This window comes from Fictibacillus enclensis, from assembly GCF_030123385.1.
GTDB lineage: Bacteria > Bacillota > Bacilli > Bacillales > Fictibacillaceae > Fictibacillus_C > Fictibacillus_C enclensis.
The window spans coordinates 4120364-4143950 of the sequence record NZ_CP126109.1 but is presented as its reverse complement, the minus strand read 5'-3'; the positions used below and the strand labels follow the sequence as shown (position 1 = coordinate 4143950).

The window sequence follows — 23587 nt, the reverse complement described above, 5'->3', positions numbered from 1 at the left end:
ATTTATGGGGCATTTGGCAGTTATTTGTCAATAAATGAGGACGCAGCAGGAAAGAAGAAGGAATATGCCATATTTCCTAGGAAATAGATTGACGAATGCTGTCCTATTCTCCTGTTTTTTCTGCTGGCACAGGAAATTTTGCTTTTAAAAAGAAATTAGGCATAAGGCGAATAATGAGAAGGAGTGGGGTCCTTGAAAAAAAAGGTTGGTATCATTGGTGGCGGAACGACTGGATTGCAGCTGGCTTATGCTTTAATGGAGGATTTCGATGTCACGATCATCTCTCACCGCACACCGGAGCAGGTGCGAAGCGGGAGAATCATGTCCACGCAGGTCCATTTTGGCCCGGCACGTGAACGGGAAAAGAGATTTCATATGCCAGATTGGAATAGTGAGCAGATGATTACGAGCATTCATATAACGGTAGGGGACCAAAAGCTGTTTGCAGGCCGGCTGGAAAAGCAAGCATTATCCGTGGATCAGCGGCTTTCTTATTCAACGTATGCAGAGGACTTAGAGAAAAAGGGTGTTACGTTTCAGCAAAGAAAGATCACCGAACAGGACAGGGAGACATTAGATGAAGAATTTGACCTTGTAGTGGATTGTACGGGAAAAAATGGTCCGATCTTTCCGTTTCCGATTGAAAAAGAACTCACTCCGTTTCAGGGGCCACAGCGAAAATGCATTGTAGGCTACTTTAAGGGAGTTAAGCCGGTCTCTCCCTGCGGAGTCAGTGTAACGGTGATCCCGGAGCTGGGGGAAATGTTTGAGATTCCGGCTGAAGCAGAGTCCGGCCCGGTCACTATCCTGTTTATCACAGCTGTCCCTGCTGGCCCGCTTGATATGTTTAAAGGAATGAAATCTCCGGAAGCCTTTACGATTAAAATGAGAGAAGCGGTAGAAATGTTCTTTCCGGAGATTCACAGCCGTATTGTTGATGAACTGTTTGCGCTAAGTGATGAAAATGGCTTCCTCCAGGTTGCCATTACGCCTGAGGTGAGAAGGCCATATGTGATGGAGGAACATCAACTCATACTGGGATGTGGAGACAGTGTGGTGCTGAACGATCCGATTACCGGACAAGGATGCAACTTGTCTTCCTACTGTGCGGAGCAGCTGTCTGAACTGCTGGTCGAACATAAACATGATGACCACTGGGGTGAGGAGCTGGGGATTTTATATTGGAATAGAATTAAGCATTTCGTTAAAGAAGTAACAGAATGGACGAATGCGATGACACAGCCGCTACCCGGACATGTTATTCAGATGCTGCTCGGCGGGGCACAGGATCAGGTAACTGCCGATCAGGTAGCCCGCTGGTTCGAAAATCCTTCGAGTGCCCATCAGGTTTTTCTGGCAAAAGTGTAAAACAACTGAAATTAGTGCCGATCTTCCATATATAGGAGAATCGGCGCTTTTTTGTCGTTTCTAGTCCAAACATCCCGAATGATTACAATTATTAGGAACTTAGTCTAGTACCTCCATCCTTCTTTGTTTTTTACAATAGAAACACAAGAGATTGAGCAGGCGGTGAATCTATGATTTTTGATAAGCAAAAGTATCGGATGCAGGCTGAGATGCTGGACTGGTATTACGGTAAAGTTCAGGAGTCCATGCAAAAGTTGGACCAGCTGAGATGGGATCGCAACCGGGTACTGACGAAGGCGTCGAGCTGGGAAAGTAAAAGCAAGGCGTCCTATCAGCAAATGATGTCGGAAGCGGCAAGCACCCACTTTGCTTCGGCAAGCTTGGGTGAACAGTTAAAAGATGCGTTGAGGCGGGAAGCGGCTCGGCTTAGAGAACAAGCCGATGAGATGGAGAGGCAGGAGAAGCTTCATGAGTCGAATCAGTGTCAATCCCGATGAACTGGAAGACCTGGCTGCTGATTACCAGGCAGAAAGTTGATTAAGGTAAGATAGGGCAAAGATCATACTGATAATTTAGTGTTGAAAACGTCAAATCCATAATGTAAAAGTTGAAGGCATGTGGACGCACTGAATGATGAGCAGAATAAATGTGATGAGGAGAAATCCGATAGCGCATGGTTACATGAGTCTAATTGGTATGTAATAGAAGATCACGGTGATCGAAAAGGAATTTATGTACCAGCCATCTACCCTGATGGGAAAATCTATTGGCGTTTTCTATAATGAAAGGTAGCAAAGCCCCAGGATCTTACTCAACCCGGGGCTTTTCTTATTCCTATTTAGAAAACTCTGTTTCCAGCGCCTGTACGATCTGCTCCACGGACAATCCCTGGCCGCTCTGTACGGCAGCCAGGAAGGCTCCTTCCACAAGCGGAACATCCTTGAATTGAATGTTCCGGTCCCCGGTATACAGCTCGAGGGCCATTTCGGCGTTCATGGTGGCAGAGCCGATGTCGGTTAAAATGATGGCATCGTCTGTGATGGAAGAAAATGCTTTTTCGATTCGGGAGACGTCGGTTCCGATTTTCCCGCCATCGAGCCCGCCGGCATTATGGATCTCCACGTTGGCTGCCATCTCGGCAAGCAGCTCCTTCAAACCGTCAGCTAATTTTTCACTGTGGGAAACGAGGATCAAGTTAACCATTCAGCACCTCCGCTATCTGGCGGAGCAGGATGGAGCTGGACAATGCCCCAGGATCCTGAAGACCTTTGGAGGCATCGCCGAAGTACGAAGCCCGTCCTTTTTCCGCTTTCAATTCTTTTGTATCTGCCAGCGCGTTTTCAATCACCGTCTCAAGCGGCCCATCGCTCTTAAGCGCCTCAGTAAAGGGCTCCAACACGTCCAGCATGGTTTTCTGGCCGGCCTTGGATTTTCCGCGTGCAGCCACACCGTCCGCCGCCTCTTTAAACCCGTCGTATAATTCATCACCCTCTACTGAGCTTTTGCCATTCCACTTGGTAGCAAATTTTACAAAGACAGTACCGAAAAGAGGGCCGGATGCGCCCCCGACTGTTTTGATCAATGTCATGCCCACAAGCTTGGAAAGCTCCCCAAGATCTGCAAAGGAATCTTTATCCTCCAGTTCTTTTTTTACAGCAGTAAACCCGCGTGACATGTTGATGCCATGGTCGCCGTCACCAATTTCCCGGTCCAGGTCCGTCAGTTCATCTTTTTGCTTCTCAATTTGATCCGCTGTATTCAACAATGCTGTTTTCAGACCTTCTGTGGTCAGTTTCATATTATTCACTCCTCACTGGAAATCCAATGGTTTCTGAAGGGGCATCCAGGTACCCGAGCAATTCATCATCGACAGCCAGCAGGGTAATGGAGAAACCGTGCATTTCTAACGAAGTCATGTAGTTTCCTGTATAGCTGCGGGCAATCGAGTATTCTCTCTGTTCCAATTGTTCACTCACATATTTGTAGGCGAGGTACAGTTCTGAGATAGGAGTACCGCCCATTCCGTTTACCATCAGGGCAATCCGTTTGTCGGTTACTTCTGCGGTCAGCCGGTCGAGCAGCTCCGACACGATCTCATTTACAGGTGCGACAGTTTTCCGTTCAATGCCTTTTTCCCCATGGATGCCGATCCCGATTTCCATTTCGTTTTCGTGAAGCTCAAAGCCCGGCTTGCCGCTCTCTGGCATATAACATGGGGAAAGAGCCATGCCAATGGAACGAACCTGATTAATGGCTTTTTCTGCCGCTTTTTTGACTTCTGATAGCGATTTTCCTGCTGCGGCGGCTGCACCAGCAATTTTATGAACAAAAACGGTTCCGGCCACACCACGCCGATCTTCTGCATTCTTAATCGCAATATCGTCATTAACAATAACCGTTTCAACCTGTATGCCTTCAAGTTCAGCGAGTTCCTTGGCCATGTCAAAATTCATCACATCACCTGAATAATTTTTGACGATCAGCAGCACGCCTGCGCCGCCGTCAGCTGCCTTGATTCCTTCCAGCACCATATCCGGCGTCGGTGAGGTAAATACTTCACCGCATACGGCAGCACTCAGCATGCCTTCTCCAACGTAACCTGCGTGTGCCGGTTCATGGCCGCTGCCTCCTCCCGAAACCAGCCCAACCTGGCCAGAAGGGGTGCCGTCTTTGCGTTTAATGACATTTACACCTTCTATCTTTTCATAGTAATCAGGATGGGAGCGAACGAGTCCATCAACGATGTCTGTTACAAATTGATTAGGATCCTGCAAGAGTTTATCCAACGTCATCTCTCCTTATCAGTATGAAAATTCGAAACGCTTACATTGTATTCCCTTCTGTTTATCTTATCAACCTTCTTGCTTCAAAGAAAAAACCCTGTCTATGCAGGGCGTATTAATGAGTGGATTCCACATCGTCCATTTCAATGTTCGGGTCGTCAAGTCCGGCGTGGACACCCCAATAATAAAAAATGAGAGAAAGAATAGCCGCAACAAGGGTATCCCAAGGGGCGTGAATAAGATGATCGGCCTTTGTTCCGGGGCCATAGCTGCCAACAAAAGACATGGCGAGCAGGAACAAATAATAGATAATGAGCCACCATCCGGATTTCAGGTGCAATTTAATCTCTTCTTTTGAAAAGGAAGAGGAGCGGTATGCAGCGATAAAATAAAGGATGAGGGAGAGGATGATGATCGGAATGATAAAAGAAACGACCTTCCACGTGCTCCAATAAATCACCAGGGTTGCTCCAACGAATGCAAGCGGGGTAACCACTTGGGCACCTTTTAACAAAAAGGGGCGTTTAAGTTCCGGAAGCTTCTTTCTGAGCGACATGAGCGACACGGGACCGACCACAAATGTCAGCGCTTTTAACGAGGTGCTCGCATCGACCAGATCAGCCCATGCCTGAAAGCGGTAAGGAAGCATCCAAATAATCGCCAGTACCAAGGTAAGCCAAAGCGCAGCTCTTGGCAGTCCGCTTTTCTTATCGATCTTACGAAATATTTTAAAAAAGTAGCCGTTTTTCGCCCAGGCAAACAATGAGCGGGCAGTTGCCGAAAAATAAATATTCCCGGTGGCTGAAGGAGAGATGACGGCATCAACAAGTACAAGATTGGCGAGCCAGACAACACCCAGTGCAGTAGCCAAATCTGCCCAAGGAGAATCAAAGTGAAGGCCGCTCCAGCCATCGCTCAGCTTGCCAGAAGGTACAGCCCCGATATAGGCAATCTGCAGGAGCATATAAACCATCAAACCGATCAGGACCGAATAAATAATGGCAAAGGGGATACTTTTCTCGGGGCGACGGGCTTCTCCGGCAAATTCAATCGGCTGACGGAAGCCGTTGAAGGCGAATACAATTCCAGCCCCAGTAACCGCTGCAAAGATTCCTTTTGTTCCACCGGGCGATGCGCCGGTGACGGCAAAATTGGAAGCATCAAAATGCATGAATAAAACGATGATGATGATAGAGGGGACAACGAATTTAAAAACAGTAAGAAAGGTGTTGATCTTTCCAAACAACGCGACACTCCAGTAGTTAAGGATAAAGAAGAGAAGAATTAATCCGATCTGTACAGAAAATCCTCCTATGGTCGGTGTTCCATCCTTGTGGCCAAGACTGTCAAACCAATACTCCAAATATCCCCGTACGGCCTGGGATTCAATACTGATGACTGCCGAGTAGGCCAGCATGGATATGAAACCAATCAAAAAGCCGACGACAGATCCATGGGTAAAATCCGGGTAGCGGACAAAACCTCCCGCCACAGGCATGGCTGCCCCGAGTTCAGCGTATACCAGCCCGATCATCATGATGATGACTGCTCCGATGATCCAGGAAATCCAGGCATAGGGGCCCGCATACTGAGCTCCTGTGGCTGCAGCATACAGCCAGCCCGAACCAATGATGGAGCCAAGCCCGAGAAACGTGAGATCGAGTGTGTTTAACCTTCGTTTGAATGTTCCATTGTTTTGATTGGACGCCATACCTTTCATCTCCTGAACGGTTAATGTTGTGTAATGATTAGTTTGAAAATTCCCTGAATCATCCAGCTATAAACACGGGAGAAAATAGAAAAACCAGTTTCTCAGGTCTGGGTTCTGAGAAACTGGTTTTTTTTATCTTTTTATCATATTGAAATGCGCGTTCAACTGCCCCCTAATCATCGTATCCCGCAATTTTTCCTTTTGGATGTGCTCCTGTGCTTTTTTCAGCTCCTTCCTGATCTCATGCGTCTGAACCCCGTCTTCTCTCTTGTCTGCTATGCTCATCAGCATCTCCACATCTGAAAAGGAATACTTGCGTGTGCCTTTTTCCGTACGGGCGGGAAAGATTAAATTCCGCTCTTCATAATACCGGATTTGTCTCACTGATAACCCTGTTAAGTCTTTAACCGTGCCGATGGAAATCACTTTTTTCTCTTTATATGATGAACTCTCATAAGACACCCACATCACTCCTTTATCAGTGGTGGCACGAAGTTCTTTCCATTACTATAAAGCTTTCTGAATAGATTGAAAAGTGGTATGTTAGATTTTCTGACATACGTTTTGGGGGTCTGAAAAAAGGGCGGAAGGTTATCTTACAGGTTGAGAGATTTCTTCCCGTTCCTTTCGTATACTGAAATCAATCATTCCGGACGAGGGGAGAGAAGCTTTTGTTACGTTTCATCGGACAGTTTGTGATCATCCTCGCCACCCTGGCTGCCGGAAATGCACTGTCATCCTTTTTTCACTTGCCGGTTCCCGGAAGTATACTGGGGATGTTTTTGCTGTTTCTCGGCCTGCTGACAGGAGTTGTGAAATTAAGATGGGTGGAAGGTGTCGCGAACTCCCATCTCCGTCATATGACCTTGCTTTTTATTCCGCCAGTAGTGGGTCTGTTTTTAAACTGGGGAGCGGTTCACATTCAGCTATGGAAAGTGCTCCTTGTTCTTTCTTTAAGCAGTTTGTGCATTCTGTTAGGAACAGGATACTCAGTGGAATTATATGAAAAGAGAAAAAGGAGGAGAAACGGATGAGCATCACGTTTGGCAACACTCTGTTAAGTATTGTGGCTACAGCATTGACCTATCTGTTCGGTCTGCGAATTTACCGCAAATCCAATCAGAAGTCCTGGCTCAACCCTTTATATACGGTAACGTTACTTCTTTTTCTTTTACTTCCATTCTTGCATATGGACGTGAAATCTTATGAAAAGGGAAGCAAAATCTTTTCCCTTCTGCTCCAGACGGGAATCGTATCCCTGGCCATTCCTATTTACAAGCAATTTCCTCTGATTAGGAAAAACATCAAAAAAATCACCGTGGGCATAGTAAGCGGCGGGATGGCAGGTATTGCCTCTTCTGTAGCATTTGCGTTCCTTCTTGGATTAAAGGGCGAAGTAGTGGCGTCCCTGCTGCCGAAAACAGCCACATTGCCAGTCGCTTTGTCTGTGTCCAGTTCCCTTGGCGGAACAGCACCGCTTACCATTCTTTTTGTGTTGATTTCCGCTCTTTTTTCGTTGATCGTCGGTCCTCATGTGCTGGATGGTTGCAACATCAAGAGCAAAACGGCACGCGGTCTTGCGATGGGAATTTCCGCCCAGGCGCTTGGCGCAAATCGTTCCTTTCAATGGGGAGAGGAAGAAGGGGCAATGGGAAGTGTAGGAATGACAACGACCGCCATTCTGGTTTCAGTGACAATTCCAATGGGCATGCTGTTCATAGCATATCTATAGAGAAAGGGGATTTTTTGTAATGGAACAGAAAAAGGAAATTCTGATTACAAAATTAATCGAAGCAGGTTTTTATAAATCCGAAAATGGGCATCTTCATGAACTGACATTAGAAGAGCTTTTGAAAGAATATCAAACCTTAAAAATGAAGCCATTTTGTTAATGAAATAAGAGATTCTAATAAAAGAGCAAAGAATCCATCCGGTTGGGAAAGGGTTCTTTGCTTTTTCTTATTGTCTATTTTAGAACAGTGAGCATTCGGGCAAGTTTCACAGATTACCGGGCAGCTTTTTATGATTTCCAGGCAAGTTTTGCAGACATCCAGGCAAGTTTCGCAGATTTGCGGGAAACTTTTTAAATTTTCCGGGCAAGTTTGTCGAATTACCACCCTGAGTGCTCGCTGGTTAAAGTCCAAAATGTACTTAAAAAATGATTCTTGTTATATTCAGAAAATACGTTATAATACAAAGAATACAAAAATTTAGGAGTGAGAAGTGTGAAAGCGTTAGAGAAAGTCAGTGCGTTTTTCGGCAACACGTTTGCGGTCTGGGTGCTATTAATAGCAGTGGCCGCTTTTGTTTATCCTCAAGGGTTTACTTGGATCGGAAATTATATCGTGTGGCTGCTGGGGATTATTATGTTCGGCATGGGATTGACCCTGTCCGGCTCTGACTTTAAGGAAGTCGCCAAACGGCCAAAAGACGTAGCCATTGGTGTGGCCGCTCAATTTCTCATTATGCCGCTGCTGGCATTCGGGCTGGCAACCTTATTGCCGTTGTCACCGCAAGTTGCGGTAGGAGTTATTCTTGTTGGGTGCTGTCCTGGTGGAACGGCCTCCAATGTTATGACCTATTTGGCAAAAGGAGACACTGCGCTGTCTGTTGCCGTAACGTCTGTATCCACAGTGCTTGCCCCCATTTTGACGCCATCATTGATTTTATTATTTGCAAGCAAATGGCTTCCTGTTTCACCGGGAGATTTATTCATATCTATAGCCAAAATGATCATCATTCCGATTGTTCTTGGCATTATCGTAAAGATGCTGCTTGGCAAAAAAGTGGAAGCAGGTGTGAAAGTCCTTCCCCTTGTTTCGGTTATCTGTATTGTGGCCATCGTTGGGGCGGTTGTCGGTGGAAGCAAAGAGCAGATTGCATCCACTGGGCTTGCTATTTTCGCAGTGGTTGTTCTTCATAACATGCTTGGATTGTTGCTCGGATACTGGGCGGCGCGCCTGTTCAAGATGAGCCCGCCGAAACAAAAAGCGATCTCCATCGAAGTGGGCATGCAGAATTCCGCGTTAGGAGCAGGATTGGCCAGTGTCCACTTCTCTCCGCTTGCTGCGGTACCGAGTGCCATATTCAGTGTCTGGCATAACATTTCAGGCGCCCTGGTGGCGACCTATTATAGAAAGCAAGCTGAAAAATTGGAGGCAAAGGGAGACCGCTCTCCATCTAAAACAGCGTAAAACTGCCGAACCTTCGGCAGTTTTTCTTTGTGGTCTGTAACTTTTTTCTCTTTCATCCGTATATATGGTATGGTTTTAGAAGAATGACAGTTTCTTACTTTCTTTCCGTGAATTTTATTGGAGGAATGATGAATGGCTGAAAGAGCTGAAAAGAAAAACCAGTCCAGGATTTGGACGGTTTTGGCTGGAATCGGATTGTTTATTTTAGGTAAATTAAAATGGGTTTTTGGATTATTAAAGCTGGGGAAATTTGCAACATTGGCTTCCATGTTTGTATCCGTTGGTGCGTATGCCATGTTTTTCGGTTGGAAATTTGCCGTAGCCCTGGTCTATTTGCTGTTTGTTCATGAGATGGGTCACCTGGTGGCCATGAAACGGAAGGGGATACCGACCTCACCTGCGATTTTTGTACCGTTTATGGGGGCGGTCATCGGCATGAAAGAAATGCCGAAAAACGCGAAGGATGAGGCGTTTGTGGCTTATGCCGGCCCGTTGTTCGGCCTGCTTTCGTTCCTTCCTGCGGTTTACCTGTATGAAACACAGGGGTCGCCTTTCTGGGGATTGGTTGTCTTTTTGGGTGCATTTATTAATCTGTTCAACTTGTTCCCGGTCTCTCCGCTTGACGGAGGACGAATTGTTGGAGTCCTTTCTACCAAACTATGGCTGATCGGCCTCATCTGTATGATTCCTTACATGTTTATTTCTCCTGACCCGATTATCTTTCTTATCTTCCTGTTTGGGATTGCTACCTGGTGGAGAAGAGTGAGAGAGGATTATGTCTTGCAGGAAAGCAAGCAGTCGCTGGAACTTCATCAGAAGGAAGAAGAAAAAATTCATGAACTGGTCCGGGAGATGGAGGAATATCGTGATCTTCCCAATTTTCCTTATATCGTGGATACCTTTATCGATGAAGGGAGAATTGAAAAGGAACGGTTGATCCGTAATCTTCCTTCAGGTTTTACCTGGCCTTTTGTGCATGATAAAAAACGGCTGAAAAAAGACGCGATGCTGACGGAAATTAACCTGCTGCAAAAGCGGGAAAAATATTTTCTTTTTCTATACAAGCATGAAGTTATGAAAGAAAAGGAAAAGGAGCGGCTGCTTGCTGAGCAGGAGTTTCATACCGGGGAAGATATGGGTGCTGAGCCTGAAGGCGGTCGTCCTGAAAAAGTTGTTGAAGCCTATCTTATGGCAGTAAAGGAGGAGGCCCAAACCCAGCAAGAGGAAGTGGATCGCCGCAAGAATTATTATGTGGCCAGCTTAAAAACAAAAATTGTGGTCCTTCTTTTGTATCTTGCTCTGGCAGGTGTCCTGTCTTATTTCGCAATGTATGGACATACCATTATGGAAGTCCACCGCGAACTGCTTCAGCGGTAATTAAAAAATGCCCGGCATACCATTTTTATGGAAGCCGGGCGTATTTTATTATTTTCGTATTCCATAAATGATTAGCCCCAGACCGGCCACAATCCAAAGCAATTTTGCCGTGCTGATCTTGGCTGTGATGCCGACTAACCCTAAGGACATGGTCGAAAAGAAAATAAAAGGTCCGATAATGGACAGCGTGGAATTGATCAGCAAGGCTTTTTCAACTGAATTAAAACGGAGCATTAAAAATGCGGCACTTACTTCGCATACCCCGGACAGAATCCTGATCATGGCCATGCCGAGGACGATTTTCTCAAATACTTGAAACATACAGTCAACCCCCATGAAGTGCATGCTGCACGTAGTCGCCGGCCGTTATGTACCCGTACAATAAATGGCTGTCCTTATACTATATGTTGTCCACCCCAAAGTAGAAGTTGAAAGCAAGTGCCTTTTCAAAGGGCTGAAATCACTTGTGAAATGTGTAGATTTATTTGGTATTTTACAAAATAGTTAAAGAAAAAGATTATTCGACAAAACTTCTTATTATTCGCTAAATGATACGTTTGACAACATTTTTTTAAATGTGTAATACTATGAATGTATAGGGCTCCTATACAGATTGTCATGACGAAGGGATAGTGAAAGTACATGCAAGGAAAAGTAAAATGGTTTAATGCAGAAAAAGGATTTGGCTTTATCGAAAGAGAAGATGGAGATGATGTATTCGTACATTTCTCAGCCATCAATTCAGAAGGTTATAAGTCTCTTGATGAAGGCCAAGAAGTTGAGTTTGAAATCGTTGACGGAGCTCGTGGACCACAAGCAGCTAACGTAACCAAACTATAATAATAACTAGCCGATACCTCGGATAATAACCCAGCATTCTTAGAATGCTGGGTTATTTATGTGAATCAATATTCTTCTTCAGATTTGTGAACCTTTTTAAATTTGCCAAACCGTGAACCGAGGTAATAGGCGCCGAGGATGATGGCTACAAAGCCAAGACTGATAAAAAATCCTACCCGCTGATTGGTATGCAGGAGAGACCCTGCGATCGTAAAGGCAATGAGAGCAATACCCAGATAAGAGGTTAACGGATAGGATGCAGATCGGTAATGCTCTTCGCTGGAGCCAATCTGTTTTCTTTTTTTGATATGGGAGGACAGAATGATCACCCAGTTCAAAATCAGCATGATACCAGCAGAGGTTGTCATATATTCATATACTGTGTCCGGCAATAAAAAGGAGAAAAGGACAGAGATCGCAAGGCCGATACCGCTCAAGCCGAGAGCACCGGCAGCAACTCCGCGGCTGTTCTTTTTCTGAAGGCGTCCGGGAGCATCACCGTCTTTGGCCAGGGAAACCATAATGCTGGTTATCGAGAACAGAGCTCCTACCATGGTAGAAAATGCAGCACTGATCAGTATGACGTTGAATATCGTGTCCAGATAAGGAATAGGGAAACTTGCCAGCGCTTTGACAAACGGGCTTTTGTCCTCATTAATGATGTGAAAGGAAACCATCATCAAAATAAATAGAATACTGACGGCGTACAGCACTGTTAATGCGATGACGAGAAATGTACCGGCTTTTGGTACATCTTTTTTATTTCTTAACTCTGTGGAGAGAACCCCCAGCACTTCAATTCCACCGTAGGAAAATAAAATAAAAATCATCGCGGACCAGAAACCTGAGAAGCCGTTGGGAAACCAGCCGTGTGCAAAGGAAGCAGAAGAAAGACCTGCCTTCGCACTGTCGGGGGAAATGACGCCCGTCACAGCGAGAATCCCAAATCCAATAAACGCAACAAGAGTGGATATTTTGATCACCGCAAAGAACGATTCAATGCTGCCGAAGTTTTTTACGCCGAGCAGGTTAATCCCAAGCGCAAGTATAGAATAAACAACAGATAAGAGCCAGAGGGGCACATGGGGCAGCCAAAGCTGTGTAAAGATGGCCAGGGCTGTTACTTCACTGGACATGATCAAAACACCGGCCGTCCAGTAGATCCAGCCGCTCATAAATCCGACAGGATGGCCGAATGCCTGACCGGCATATGTCCGGAAAGAACCGGGCTGTGGATCCTGTACCGTCATTTCAGCAAGTGCACTAAAGACAAAATAGGCCGTTAAACCGGCAAGGAGGTAGCCAATCAGCACGGAAGGCCCTGCTGAATGGATGGAAAGTCCAGACCCCAGAAAAAATCCCGCACCGATCACTGAGCCAATGCCAATCAATGAAAGCTGCCACCAGGCGAGTTTATGGGATTTCCCTTTCTTAACCTTGCTTTGTTGGACATTTTTCACACTTTGTTTAACAACATTTTGGTTATGCATATCGATCCCTCCTATACCTTACATACCCATTGTGCCCGAAACTTAGCTTTCTATTGACTGAGTCGAAAATTGTCGAGAAAGAAATTTTATTGTCAAGATATTTTAAAGTTTATGAAGGAATTGTTAACGGGTATATCGAAATATATATACATCACGGAAGGAGGAGTTAAGATATGCAATTTAACATTCGTGGAGAAAACATTGAGGTGACTCCAGCTTTAAGGGAATATGTTGAAAAGAAAGTTGCAAAACTAAAGCGCTATTTTAACGAAACTCCGAACACTGACGCATATGTCAATCTAAAAGTTTACAACAATACTCAATCAGTCGAGGTAACCATTCCGATGACAGGGCTGCTGCTAAGAGCAGAGGAAAGCCACACCGATATGTATGCGGCAATTGACCTCGTAATTGAAAAATTAGAGCGTCAGATTCGTAAACATAAAACAAAGGTGAACCGTCGTTCCAAACAAAATGGAGGCATTCATGAAATGATTGCCAACAGTGCAGATGCCACTACAACCATTGTTTTGGACGAAGAGGAAGACGAATTTGAGATTGTCCGTGAAAAACGTTTTGACCTTAAGCCAATGGATACCGAGGAAGCCATTCTTCAAATGGATCTGCTTGGACATAACTTTTTTGTTTACAATCATGCAGAAACCGGCACGACCAATGTGGTGTATAAACGAAAAGATGGAAGATACGGCCTGATCAGCCCGGAATAACCATTAACTCTAAATAACGAAAAAAAACAGCCGGCAAAAGAGCACACAAATGTGTTTCTTTGCCGGCTTTTCTGCTGTATTTCATTTTTATCAGAAAGGACTTTTCTGTGTGAGGCGAGAAAACAAAAGGATACAGAAACGGAGGTTTTTCATGGAATTGCAACAGCAGCTGTCAGAAATAAAAAAACTTCAGCAGCAATGCGAAGCCGAAGAAAATTTACAACTAAAATTGAACTGGGACATGCTTGAACAGCGTGATGGCAATAGAAAGGAGGACTTTTTTCATTATGAGGAAGGGGAGCTTTGCGCCTTCCTGGGGATCTATGGATTTGGAAGCAAAGCTGAACTATGTGAAATGGTGCTTCCCGCCTGCCGCAGAAAAGGAATTTTTACAAAGCTTTTAAAGGAAGCCATAGAAGTTGCCAAATAAGAGTATGATGAAATCCTGCTCAATACACCGGCAAATTCAACATCCGGCCTTGCCTTTTTAAAACAAGTGCCATGCGGATACGCTTTTACCGAACACCAGATGAAGTGGCAGGAAAAAGTCGTTGAAGCATCACATGACGTTTCTTTAAGACCAACGAGGCCCGCTGATCTTGAGTTTGAGATGCAGTTGGATGTTGAATGCTTTGGCTTTTCGCTTTCAAAAGCCCAAGAGTATAATCAGCGGATAAAAAATGAAAAAGGACAGGACCGGTATGTGATTGAGAAAAACGGAAAAGCGGCAGGGAAAGTAAGAGTGGCCGCAGCAGCGGGGGAAGCCTGGATTTACGGATTTGCAGTTACTCCGGCAGAGCAAGGAAAAGGGATTGGCCGGAGTGTACTGAATTCTCTTATTTCCTTGGAACAGTCGAAAGGTCATTCGCTGTTCCTGGAAGTGGAAACACAAAATGCACACGCCCTGAAACTTTATGAATCCTGTGGTTTTACGTCCTATAACATACAGGACTATTATCGCCTTTCGCTTTAGAACATGAACGGCTGCGCATTGTGTTTTTTGACAATGATGCCTATAATCTACATGAACATGAAAAAGGGGATATTGAGATGAAAAAAATTCTAAAGACCTACCGTTTTCCGCTCATACTGTTGTTATCCATTGTGATCGGTTGCATCATAGGTTTTACACAGGGCAAGGAAGCCGCTGTTTTGAAGCCGTTTGGTGATTTATTTTTGAATGCGATGTTTATGATCGTTGTTCCGCTTGTCTTCTTTTCCATCTCATCAGCCATTGCATCAATGGGCGGTGTCAAGCGATTCGGAAAAGTAATGGGTTCAATGATGGTCGTGTTCCTTTTTACAGGGGTTGTGGCTTCTGTCATCGCGATGGCCGGTGTGAAAATTTATTCACCGTCCAAAGGAGTGAACATCGATCTTGTTAAACCGGAAGATGCCGGTGATAAGGTTTCCATTGGGGATCAAATTGTACAAACACTGACGGTTTCGGATTTCTCCGAGCTGTTTTCACGCAACAACATGCTTGCTCTTATCTTATTTTCAGTACTAATGGGTATCGCTGTTACCATGATTGGCGAAAAAGGAAAACCGTTCGCATCCTTCCTGAAATCAGGCAGTGAAGTGATGCTGAAGATGGTCAGTCTGGTCATGTATTATGCACCAATCGGGCTTGGCGCGTACTTTGCTGCCCTGATCGGTGAATTTGGGCCAACGCTGCTTGGTTCCTATTTCCGTGCGGTCCTTTACTATTATCCACTTGCTATTATTTATTTCTTTGGAATTTTTACGCTTTATGCACTTATGGCCAACGGAAAAGACGGTGTTCGCCTTTTCTGGAAAAACATGCTTTCTCCATCGTTAACCGCTCTGGCCACCTGCAGTTCGGCCGCTTCCATCCCGGTTAACCTGGAAGCCTCGAAAAAGATGGGTGTTCCGGATGACATTAGTGAAACGGCTGTGCCGCTTGGTGCAACGCTTCATAAGGACGGCTCAGTTATGGGCGGTGTCCTTAAAATCACATTCCTTTTCGGGATTTTCGGCCATGATTTTTCGGGTATTGGAAACTACCTGCTTGTGCTTGTCGTTTCCCTGCTTGTTGGCATGGTGATGGGTGCGATCCCACAAGGCGGAATGATTGGCGAAATGCTCATTCTTTCCTTGTTCGGATTTCCTGTGGAGGCACTGCCGATCGCAGCTGCCATCTCCACGATTATCGATCCGCCGGCCACCCTTCTTAATGCAACTGGTGACAACGTAGCCAGCATGCTTACTGCACGTCTGGTGGAAGGTAAAAAAAGGATGAAAGAAACCGTCATGAGACTTGGCGAACAAAAGGGAGCATAATTCCTTCGGGCACGGCCAATTACGGCTGTGCCTTTTTTACATAATTTGAGGGTTTAAAAGGTCCTGTGAACGTCCATCCTAGATGGAAATTCCCTTTCGAAAAAAGGAGGAACAGGGCAAAAAGTCACGTTAAGGTTTTTTGTAAATTCTTTTACATTTCCCCACTTGGATCGTTTTTTCTTTATACTGGGAATCAGAGAGTTTGTGAAAGAGCGTGTAAAATAATTGAATTGACAGCCATAGAAGTTTCGGCTTTCTTGTCGTAAAATTCACAAACTGATAGAATAAGTAATAGCACTTATTTCCTGAACAGAGGAGCGTTAGCAGATGATAGGATTGCTTAAAAAGATTTTCCCGAGCACGAACGAACGAAATTTAAATAGATACCAAAAAATTGCCGACCAGGTGGACGGACTGGGAGATGCCCTGAAAGGTCTTTCGGATGAGGAACTGAGCCAAAAGACCGAGGAATTTAGAGAGCGCGTCTCCAACGGAGAATCTCTTGATGCTCTTCTTCCTGAGGCATTCGCGGTAGTACGTGAATCGGCTGACCGTATTCTCGGATTACGTCCTTATCCTGTTCAGATCATGGGGGCAACTGCTCTTCATGAAGGCAACATTGCCGAAATGAAAACAGGTGAAGGTAAAACGCTTGTGGCGACCATGCCGGTGTACTTGAATGCACTTGAAGGCAAGGGTGTCCATGTTGTTACGGTCAACGAATATCTTGCACGCCGTGACTCCGAATTGATGAGCCCGTTGTATAACTTCCTTGGCCTTACTGTCGGGTTGAACATTTCCGATATGTCCAGAGAAGAAAAACAGGAAGCGTATGCCGCGGACATTACTTATGGAACAAACAACGAATACGGATTTGATTACCTTCGGGATAACATGGTGGTCTATAAGGAACAAATGGTTCAGCGTCCTCTCAACTATGCGATTGTCGATGAGGTTGACTCCATCCTGGTCGACGAGGCGCGTACACCGCTGATCATTTCCGGTTCGGCTCAAAAGTCAACTGAGTTGTATATGATGGCTAACATGTTTGTCCGTACACTGAAAAAAGAAGAAGATTACACAGTCGATATTAAAACGAAAAATGTTCAGCTTACAGAAGAGGGAATTACGAAAGCTGAGCAATATTTCAATATTGATAACTTGTATGATTATAACCATGTTACGCTGAATCACCATATTAACCAGGCATTGAAGGCCAATGTCATCATGGTTTTGGATGTTGATTATGTAGTTCAGGATGGCGAGGTTGTTATCGTTGACCCTTTCACCGGCCGCTTGATGGCAGGGCGCCGTTACAGTGAAGGGCTTCACCAGGCCATCGAGGCAAAGGAAGGTCTGGAAATCCAGCGTGAGAGCATGACGCTTGCGACTATTACGTTCCAGAACTATTTCCGTATGTACAACAAACTTTCCGGTATGACGGGTACAGCGAAGACGGAAGAAGAAGAATTCCGCAATATTTACAACATGGAAGTCGTGGCAATTCCCACGAACCGTCCGATTGCCCGTGTTGATAATTCTGATTTTGTCTATAAATCCATGGCAGGGAAATTCCGCGCCATTGTTAAAGAAATTCAGGAACGCCATGAAACAGGCCAGCCGATTCTTGTGGGTACGGTTGCTGTTGAAACGTCAGAACTTCTTTCCCAGATGCTTCGCAAAAAAGGAATCCCGCATAATGTTTTGAATGCGAAAAACCATGAACGTGAAGCAGAAATCATTGAGAACGCCGGCCATAAAGGCATGGTGACCATTGCGACCAACATGGCAGGCCGTGGTACGGATATCAAGCTTGGAGAAGGAGTTCGCGAAGTCGGCGGCCTTCATATCCTTGGTACGGAGCGCCATGAATCCCGCCGTATTGACAATCAGCTTCGCGGTCGTTCAGGACGTCAGGGAGATCCGGGATCTTCTCAGTTCTACATTTCCATGGAAGATGAATTGATGCGCCGATTTGGCTCTGACAACATGATGAACATGATGGAACGCCTTGGAATGGATGAAGATACGCCGATTGAAAGTAAGCTGGTTACCAAAGCGGTTGAATCCGCACAAAAACGGGTGGAAGGCTCCAACTTTGATGCCCGTAAGCAGTTGCTTCAATATGATGATGTTATGAGACAGCAGCGTGAAATCATCTACAAACAGCGTCAGGAAGTTCTGGATGCCGAAAACCTTGGGGACATTGTTCTCCAGATGGTGGATTCCACTATCGACCGCATTGTAAAAGCTCATACGCAGGAAGAAATCGTGCAGGAAGAATGGGATCTTGACGAAATTGTTAACTATTCCGTGGCAACCTTCCTGAATGAAGAGGATGTGACAGCTGATGATCTTAAAGGTCTTGATCAAGAAGAGATCATCGAGCTTCTGAAAGAAAAAGCACACGCTGCTTTTGCTGAAAAGGAAGCACTTATTGAACCTGAGCATATGCGCGAGTTTGAAAAAGCGGTTATCCTTCGTGCCGTTGACTCCAAATGGATGGATCATATCGACCAGATGGAACAGCTGCGCCAGGGGATTCACCTTCGTGCCTATGGCCAGAATGATCCGCTTCGCGAGTACCAGTTCGAAGGCTTTGAAATGTTCGAAGCGATGGTTGCGGCCATTGAAGAAGAGATTTCCATGTACATCATGAAAGCTCAAGTTGAACAAAACATGCAGCGTGAGCAAGTGGCAGAAGGAAAAGCCGTGGTACCGAGCGATAAGCAGGAAACAAAGCGCAAGCCGGTGAAAAAGAAACAGGACATCGGACGCAACGCTCTTTGCCCGTGCGGAAGCGGTAAAAAATACAAACAATGTCATGGAGCGGAGAATTAATTCCCCCGGGATGATATAATAAGAAAAGGTGCAGGGAGAGTCGGAGGATCCAGACTCTCTTTGCTGTGTCTATTTACAACAGCTAAGCATATACTCACGATGAACCAAAAATACGAGGTGGCAGAGATGGAATTAGTAGAAATTAAGCAGGAACTCAATATTATGGCTAAGCGATTAGCGGACTTCAGGGGGTCTCTTTGACCTCGACCAAAAGAAGGCAAAAATAGCCGAGCTAGACGAAAAGATGAGCGCACCGGAATTTTGGGATGACCAAAACGCGGCACAAACCGTGATCGGTGAAGCCAACGGAATAAAGGAGCAAGTCAACCAGTTTGAAGATCTGAACGGCCGTTATGAGGACTTGGAAGTCGCGCATGATATGCTGAAGGAAGAGTTTGATGCTGACATGCAGAAAGAACTGGAACGCGATCTGAAAGATTTGGTTGATGCGCTGAATACGTTTGAGCTCTCGCTGCTTTTAAACCAGCCGCACGACAAAAACAATGCGATTCTTGAGCTTCACCCGGGTGCCGGCGGAACGGAGTCACAGGACTGGGCTTCCATGCTTCTTCGCATGTACACCCGCTATGCGGAACGAAAAGGATTTAAGGTGGAAACGCTGGATTATCTTCCGGGAGATGAAGCGGGTGTTAAAAGCGTTACCCTTGGCATCAAAGGCCACAATGCCTATGGCTATTTGAAAGCGGAAAAAGGGGTTCACCGTTTAGTGCGAATCTCCCCGTTTGACTCATCAGGCCGCCGTCATACATCGTTCGTTTCTTGCGATGTGGTTCCTGAACTTAATGATGATGCAGAAATTGATGTTCGTACGGAAGATTTGAAAGTGGATACGTACCGTGCCAGCGGCGCAGGCGGACAGCATGTAAATACGACGGACTCGGCCGTTCGTATTACGCATATCCCGACAAACACCGTCGTATCCTGCCAAACGGAACGTTCACAGATTAAGAACCGTGATCGTGCCATGAAAATGCTGAAGGCCAAACTGCTGCAGCGCAAGATTGAAGAACAGCAAGCCGAATTGGCGGAAATCCGCGGGGAACAAAAAGAGATCGGCTGGGGAAGCCAGATCCGCTCTTATGTGTTCCACCCGTACAGCATGGTCAAAGACCATCGCACCAACACCGAGATGGGGAACGTTCAAGCGGTAATGGACGGAGATATTGAATCCTTTATTGATGCATACCTTCGTTCGCAGATTAAATAATTTTTGTAAAAGGAGCTGTCCTGAAAGTCAAAAATTGACCTTCAGGCAGCTCCTTTTTGCGTAAAAAGCTTCCAGGAAAGTTGATTGTAGTGGAAGGCGCGAGACTCCTGTGGGACTAGCGTGACAGGTGAGACTCCCGCAGGCGCGAGCGCCAAGAGGCTCACCGCACGCCCCACGGAAAGCGAGCGGCCTGGAACGAAAATCAACGGCTTCCAGACTTTTTGGATAGCCCCTTTTTGGTTTTATGAGATGATGAAAAAGCAGCCCGGAGTTTTCACCGGGCTGCTTTTTTTGCATGGATATGTAGTTTATTGAAGGGGCAGGGATTGTTCAGGTATAGGTACACTGCGCTGCAGAACCTCAATTTCATGTTCAAGGTAGGAAATATAATGTTCCATCTGTTCAAAGCGCTGAAGCACCGCCGAATGATAATGATCCAAATCCTGTTCAAACCGGTCAAAATTGTGTTCCATTGTGTCCAGCTTTTTTTGATACACATCCAGTCTGCTCAGTGCTTCCTCCATACGCTGCAAAATGAGAAGATACATCTTTTTCTCATCCATTTTTTAAACATCGCCCTTTCTGTCTCGGAGTTTAGTTCAATTTTAACCGAATCTTGTCCGAAAATGTTAAGAATCTTTCGACAAAAGTAAAATAGTAGGAATACCCCTTCCATTTATTCCTTTACCGCGTCATCGGAATCTCATTCACAGGGCAGACTAGTAGTGATATAATGAGTCGGGTTTTATGGTTTTACAACTAGAGAACGTTCGGAAAGTAGGTAAATGAACGAATGATGACAGCTTTGCGAAGACGCAGAGGAGTTTTGCCGCCAAAAGCAGAACTCGCTTTGGAATATATTTTTGTAGTGATCGGGTCTGCTTTTGTTGCCCTGGCTTTTTCTGTTTTTTTATTGCCCAATAAAATTGCTTCCGGCGGTGTCAGCGGGATCAGCACCATCCTGAAATGGGTGGCCGGCTGGGATCCTTCCTACGTGCAATGGGCATTGAATATTCCGTTGTTTTTTGCAGGTATTATTTTTCTCGGAAAACAATTTGGCGCAAAAACACTGATTGGTACTGTGGTGCTGCCCTTGTTTGTTTTTCTTTTCACTGGCTGGGGAGCTGCGACGAATGACCCCTTGCTCGGTGCTTTATTTGGCGGATTGGGTGTCGGGGCCGGCCTTGGCATTGTCTTCAGAGGCAAGGCTTCAACAGGCGGTGTAGACTTGCTCGCCCAGATTATTCATAAATATTTCGGAATATCGCTTGGAACATGTATCCTCTTTATCGATGGAACCATCGTGCTGACGTCAGCCCTTGTTTTTGGTCTGGAAAAAGCCCTTTACGCACTAATTGCCATGTTCTTAACCGCAAAAACGATTGATGTGGTCCAGATGGGGCTTGGAGTGTCCAAAGTCGCTTTGATTATTTCAGACCAGGAAGAAGAAATGAGGCAGGGAATCCTGACTGACCTTTATCGTGGTGTGACCAAGATCAATGCGCTTGGCGGTTATACACAGGACGAGCGCCCGATGCTGATGTGCGTTGTTGCACAATACGAAGTGACAAAATTAAAACAGTATGTAAAAGGAGTGGATCCTTCCGCATTCGTCATCCTGCTTAATGCAAACGAAGTGCTGGGGGAAGGATTCAAACGAGCATAAATTTAACGATAAGAAGCGGTTGGATCTCAATTTCAAACGCTTCTTTTTTTTCGGTGAAAAAGGATGCGAAATATTGAGAAATTATGGATATGGCTTAATTCTTTCACTTCTACCGACAAGACAGGGCTAGTACAGGCGAAAGGGTATGTTTGTTAACTATAAAAAACTGTTCAAGTTAAATACCGGCATGGCAAGGAAACAGGCCGTCCCCGCATGTTTTCTAAAGAATGCGAAAGCTGTCGGATTTTCTTTGGCGGCAGACCTGAAAGATAGGTAAATAGTCCCTTGTTTTGATTCAAGAAGTTACTAACTTGAAATCAAACTGTAATAAAAATCGCAAAATCCGATGTTATAATAGGAATTACGGGAAAAAACACCAGTTTTATATGAATTGGTTAAAATAGATTGTCGAATGAAAAAAGTGGTTGGGGAAATTAGAGTTCATGAAATAAGGAAGTGAATTACGTTGATAGAAATGAAGGATGTATGGAAAACATATCCCAATGGCGTGATGGCCTTAAACGGGATTGATATCTACATAGATAAAGGTGAATTTGTTTATGTAGTCGGGCCAAGCGGTGCCGGCAAATCCACTTTCGTTAAGTGCATGTACCGGGAAGAAAAACCGACAAAAGGTTCCATTCTTATTCAGGGGACCGATCTTGCGAAGCTGAGAGAACGGCATATTCCAAAAATGCGCAGAAAAATTGGCGTCATTTTTCAGGATTTCAAATTGCTGCCGAAGCTGACTGTATATGAGAACGTCGCTTTTGCGCTTGAAGTCATTGAAGAATCGCCGAAAGTCATTCGCCAGAGGGTCATGGAAGTTCTTGATCTCGTAGGGTTGAAGAATAAGGCACGTTCTTTTCCTGATGAACTATCAGGCGGAGAACAGCAGCGTGTATCCATTGCACGGTCCATCGTCAACCATCCTCCGGTTATCATTGCGGATGAACCGACAGGGAACCTTGATCCGGAAACGGCTTGGGAGATCATGGACATTTTTAAAGAAATTAATGAACGTGGCACAACGGTAGTTATGGCCACCCATAATAAAGATATTGTGAACAGTTTCAAAAAGCGCGTAATTGCCATTGAAGGCGGCAGAATCGTGCGTGACGAACAGAAGGGGGAATACGGGTATGAAATCTAGAACCCTAAAACGTCACTTTGCAGAAGCATTTAAAAGTCTCGGAAGAAATGGCTGGATGTCATTTGCCTCCGTTAGTGCGGTAACAGTTACTTTATTGCTTGTCGGCGTTTTTCTAGTGGTGCTATTGAACTTGAACCATCTCGCCAGCCAGATTGAAGGCGATGTGGAAATTCGGGCGTATATTGACCGCACGACCAAACAAAGCGAATATAACGATTTGCAGCAGAAAATGGAGCAAATCCCGAATGTGAATGAAGTCAAATTCCAGTCCAAGGAAGACGGACTTCAGGAATTGATTAAAAGTCTTGGAGATGAAGGGAAGGCTTTCTCTTCCTTAAAAAATGAGAATCCATTACCAGATGCCTTCATCATTAAAACCAAGAAGCCTCAGGATACATCAACTGTCGCTTCTGAAATTGAAAAGTATGATCATATCAAGAAAGTAGATTACGGACAGGGAACCGTTGAGCGATTGTTCAAAGTGACAGGCGTAGCCAGAAATGTCGGACTCGTACTGATCGTTGGATTGATCTTTACAGCAATGTTCCTCATTTCCAACACGATTAAACTTACAATTCTTTCCCGCCGCAAAGAAATTGAAATTATGAAACTGGTAGGAGCTACAAACGGATTTATCCGTTGGCCGTACTTTATTGAAGGCTTTACCCTTGGTCTGATGGGATCGATTATCCCGATTCTCGTGGTGATATTTGGATACGAGTTCCTGCATGGACAAGTGAACAACCAGCTTGATACCGTGTTCGTTAAATTATTGCCGGTCTATCCGATGGTGCTTCAGCTTTCTATAATGCTGGCCGTAATCGGAGGATTGATTGGAGTATGGGGAAGCATGACTTCCGTACGCAAATTCCTAAAAGTATAATTCAATTACAGGGGTAGAAAA

At 45.2% G+C, this 23587-nt stretch carries 24 protein-coding genes and 1 pseudogene; 17 read left to right on the top strand and 8 right to left on the bottom strand.

What is annotated here, in order from left to right; translation table 11 throughout:
* The first annotated feature begins 192 nt into the window (after positions 1-192).
* Together QNH15_RS21650 and QNH15_RS21645 are read left to right on the top strand one after the other, a co-directional pair.
* Complete coding sequence (locus QNH15_RS21650) at positions 193-1368, top strand: styrene monooxygenase/indole monooxygenase family protein (protein WP_283890473.1); 1176 nt, start codon at positions 193-195, stop codon at positions 1366-1368.
* 170 nt (positions 1369-1538) lie between these two features.
* Complete coding sequence (locus QNH15_RS21645; RefSeq protein ID WP_283890471.1) at positions 1539-1865, top strand: hypothetical protein; 327 nt, start codon at positions 1539-1541, stop codon at positions 1863-1865.
* A gap of 337 nt (positions 1866-2202) precedes the next feature.
* Here QNH15_RS21645 and dhaM read toward each other — a convergent pair whose 3' ends face one another.
* The 5 genes from dhaM to QNH15_RS21620 form a co-directional block, all read right to left on the bottom strand.
* Positions 2203-2571 carry a dihydroxyacetone kinase phosphoryl donor subunit DhaM gene (dhaM, locus tag QNH15_RS21640; RefSeq protein ID WP_283890470.1) on the bottom strand — a complete coding sequence of 123 codons (369 nt, stop codon included), beginning with the start codon at positions 2569-2571 and terminating at the stop codon, positions 2203-2205.
* The gene (dhaL, locus tag QNH15_RS21635; protein ID WP_283890469.1) at positions 2564-3166 is read right to left on the bottom strand and encodes a dihydroxyacetone kinase subunit DhaL; all 603 of its coding nucleotides are present in this window, start codon (positions 3164-3166) and stop codon (positions 2564-2566) included. The genes dhaM and dhaL overlap by 8 nt, the downstream gene beginning before the upstream one ends.
* Position 3167: 1 nt before the next feature.
* The gene (gene dhaK, locus QNH15_RS21630) at positions 3168-4154 is read right to left on the bottom strand and encodes a dihydroxyacetone kinase subunit DhaK (RefSeq protein ID WP_283890468.1); all 987 of its coding nucleotides are present in this window, start codon (positions 4152-4154) and stop codon (positions 3168-3170) included.
* 112 nt (positions 4155-4266) lie between these two features.
* On the bottom strand, positions 4267-5862 hold the full coding sequence (locus tag QNH15_RS21625) for an APC family permease (protein ID WP_283890467.1): 1596 nt from the start codon (positions 5860-5862) through the stop codon (positions 4267-4269).
* Between the two features lie 132 nt (positions 5863-5994).
* Complete coding sequence (locus tag QNH15_RS21620; protein WP_090235759.1) at positions 5995-6324, bottom strand: MerR family transcriptional regulator; 330 nt, start codon at positions 6322-6324, stop codon at positions 5995-5997.
* Between the two features lie 209 nt (positions 6325-6533).
* On the opposite strand from QNH15_RS21620, the gene QNH15_RS21615 reads away from it, so the two are divergent.
* The 5 genes and pseudogenes from QNH15_RS21615 to QNH15_RS21595 form a co-directional block, all read left to right on the top strand.
* Complete coding sequence (locus tag QNH15_RS21615) at positions 6534-6896, top strand: CidA/LrgA family protein (protein ID WP_283890465.1); 363 nt, start codon at positions 6534-6536, stop codon at positions 6894-6896.
* Positions 6893-7594 (top strand): LrgB family protein, encoded by a 702-nt coding sequence (locus tag QNH15_RS21610; RefSeq protein ID WP_061971919.1) that lies wholly within the window; start codon positions 6893-6895, stop codon positions 7592-7594. Before QNH15_RS21615 ends, QNH15_RS21610 begins: the two co-directional genes overlap by 4 nt.
* A 19-nt stretch (positions 7595-7613) precedes the next feature.
* Positions 7614-7754, top strand: a complete 141-nt coding sequence (fbpA, locus tag QNH15_RS21605; protein ID WP_082635796.1) for a Fur-regulated basic protein FbpA — start codon at positions 7614-7616, stop codon at positions 7752-7754.
* 333 nt (positions 7755-8087) lie between these two features.
* Positions 8088-9056 carry a bile acid:sodium symporter family protein gene (locus QNH15_RS21600; RefSeq protein ID WP_283890462.1) on the top strand — a complete coding sequence of 323 codons (969 nt, stop codon included), beginning with the start codon at positions 8088-8090 and terminating at the stop codon, positions 9054-9056.
* 132 nt (positions 9057-9188) lie between these two features.
* Positions 9189-9732, top strand: a pseudogene (locus tag QNH15_RS21595) (site-2 protease family protein); the annotation flags it as partial.
* 749 nt (positions 9733-10481) lie between these two features.
* On the opposite strand, the gene QNH15_RS21590 reads toward QNH15_RS21595, so the two are convergent.
* Positions 10482-10754 carry a YqhV family protein gene (locus QNH15_RS21590; RefSeq protein ID WP_061971921.1) on the bottom strand — a complete coding sequence of 91 codons (273 nt, stop codon included), beginning with the start codon at positions 10752-10754 and terminating at the stop codon, positions 10482-10484.
* Between the two features lie 321 nt (positions 10755-11075).
* Between QNH15_RS21590 and QNH15_RS21585 the strand changes: the two genes are divergently transcribed.
* The gene (locus QNH15_RS21585) at positions 11076-11273 is read left to right on the top strand and encodes a cold shock domain-containing protein (protein ID WP_061971922.1); all 198 of its coding nucleotides are present in this window, start codon (positions 11076-11078) and stop codon (positions 11271-11273) included.
* Between the two features lie 65 nt (positions 11274-11338).
* Here the strand turns inward: QNH15_RS21585 and QNH15_RS21580 are convergent, their stop codons facing one another.
* Positions 11339-12763, bottom strand: a complete 1425-nt coding sequence (locus QNH15_RS21580) for an amino acid permease (protein WP_283890460.1) — start codon at positions 12761-12763, stop codon at positions 11339-11341.
* A gap of 173 nt (positions 12764-12936) precedes the next feature.
* On the opposite strand from QNH15_RS21580, the gene hpf reads away from it, so the two are divergent.
* The 6 genes from hpf to prfB all read left to right on the top strand — a co-directional run bounded on the left by hpf (position 12937) and on the right by prfB (position 19864).
* Positions 12937-13491 carry a ribosome hibernation-promoting factor, HPF/YfiA family gene (gene hpf, locus QNH15_RS21575; RefSeq protein ID WP_283890459.1) on the top strand — a complete coding sequence of 185 codons (555 nt, stop codon included), beginning with the start codon at positions 12937-12939 and terminating at the stop codon, positions 13489-13491.
* Positions 13492-13642: 151 nt separating this feature from the next.
* A complete protein-coding gene (locus QNH15_RS21570) occupies positions 13643-13921 on the top strand; it encodes a GNAT family N-acetyltransferase (RefSeq protein ID WP_283890457.1) in 279 nt (92 codons plus the stop codon).
* A 99-nt stretch (positions 13922-14020) separates the two neighbouring features.
* Positions 14021-14464: a GNAT family N-acetyltransferase gene (locus tag QNH15_RS21565; protein ID WP_283890455.1), complete on the top strand. Its 444-nt coding sequence runs from the start codon at positions 14021-14023 to the stop codon at positions 14462-14464.
* A gap of 77 nt (positions 14465-14541) precedes the next feature.
* Complete coding sequence (locus QNH15_RS21560; RefSeq protein WP_283890453.1) at positions 14542-15795, top strand: dicarboxylate/amino acid:cation symporter; 1254 nt, start codon at positions 14542-14544, stop codon at positions 15793-15795.
* Between the two features lie 327 nt (positions 15796-16122).
* On the top strand, positions 16123-18636 hold the full coding sequence (gene secA, locus QNH15_RS21555) for a preprotein translocase subunit SecA (protein WP_283890452.1): 2514 nt from the start codon (positions 16123-16125) through the stop codon (positions 18634-18636).
* 126 nt (positions 18637-18762) lie between these two features.
* A protein-coding gene (gene prfB, locus QNH15_RS21550; RefSeq protein WP_283890451.1) for a peptide chain release factor 2 occupies positions 18763-19864 on the top strand; the annotation gives its coding sequence in 2 pieces (ribosomal slippage) (positions 18763-18834 and positions 18836-19864; 1101 coding nt in all).
* Positions 19865-20172: 308 nt separating this feature from the next.
* Here prfB and QNH15_RS21545 read toward each other — a convergent pair.
* Complete coding sequence (locus QNH15_RS21545; protein WP_283890450.1) at positions 20173-20427, bottom strand: hypothetical protein; 255 nt, start codon at positions 20425-20427, stop codon at positions 20173-20175.
* A 230-nt stretch (positions 20428-20657) separates the two neighbouring features.
* On the opposite strand from QNH15_RS21545, the gene QNH15_RS21540 reads away from it, so the two are divergent.
* The 3 genes from QNH15_RS21540 to ftsX all read left to right on the top strand — a co-directional run bounded on the left by QNH15_RS21540 (position 20658) and on the right by ftsX (position 23566).
* Positions 20658-21530: a YitT family protein gene (locus tag QNH15_RS21540; RefSeq protein ID WP_283890448.1), complete on the top strand. Its 873-nt coding sequence runs from the start codon at positions 20658-20660 to the stop codon at positions 21528-21530.
* A 466-nt stretch (positions 21531-21996) separates the two neighbouring features.
* Complete coding sequence (gene ftsE / locus QNH15_RS21535; RefSeq protein WP_176716388.1) at positions 21997-22683, top strand: cell division ATP-binding protein FtsE; 687 nt, start codon at positions 21997-21999, stop codon at positions 22681-22683.
* On the top strand, positions 22673-23566 hold the full coding sequence (gene ftsX / locus QNH15_RS21530) for a permease-like cell division protein FtsX (RefSeq protein WP_283890442.1): 894 nt from the start codon (positions 22673-22675) through the stop codon (positions 23564-23566). The genes ftsE and ftsX overlap by 11 nt, the downstream gene beginning before the upstream one ends.
* Positions 23567-23587 lie beyond the last annotated feature (21 nt).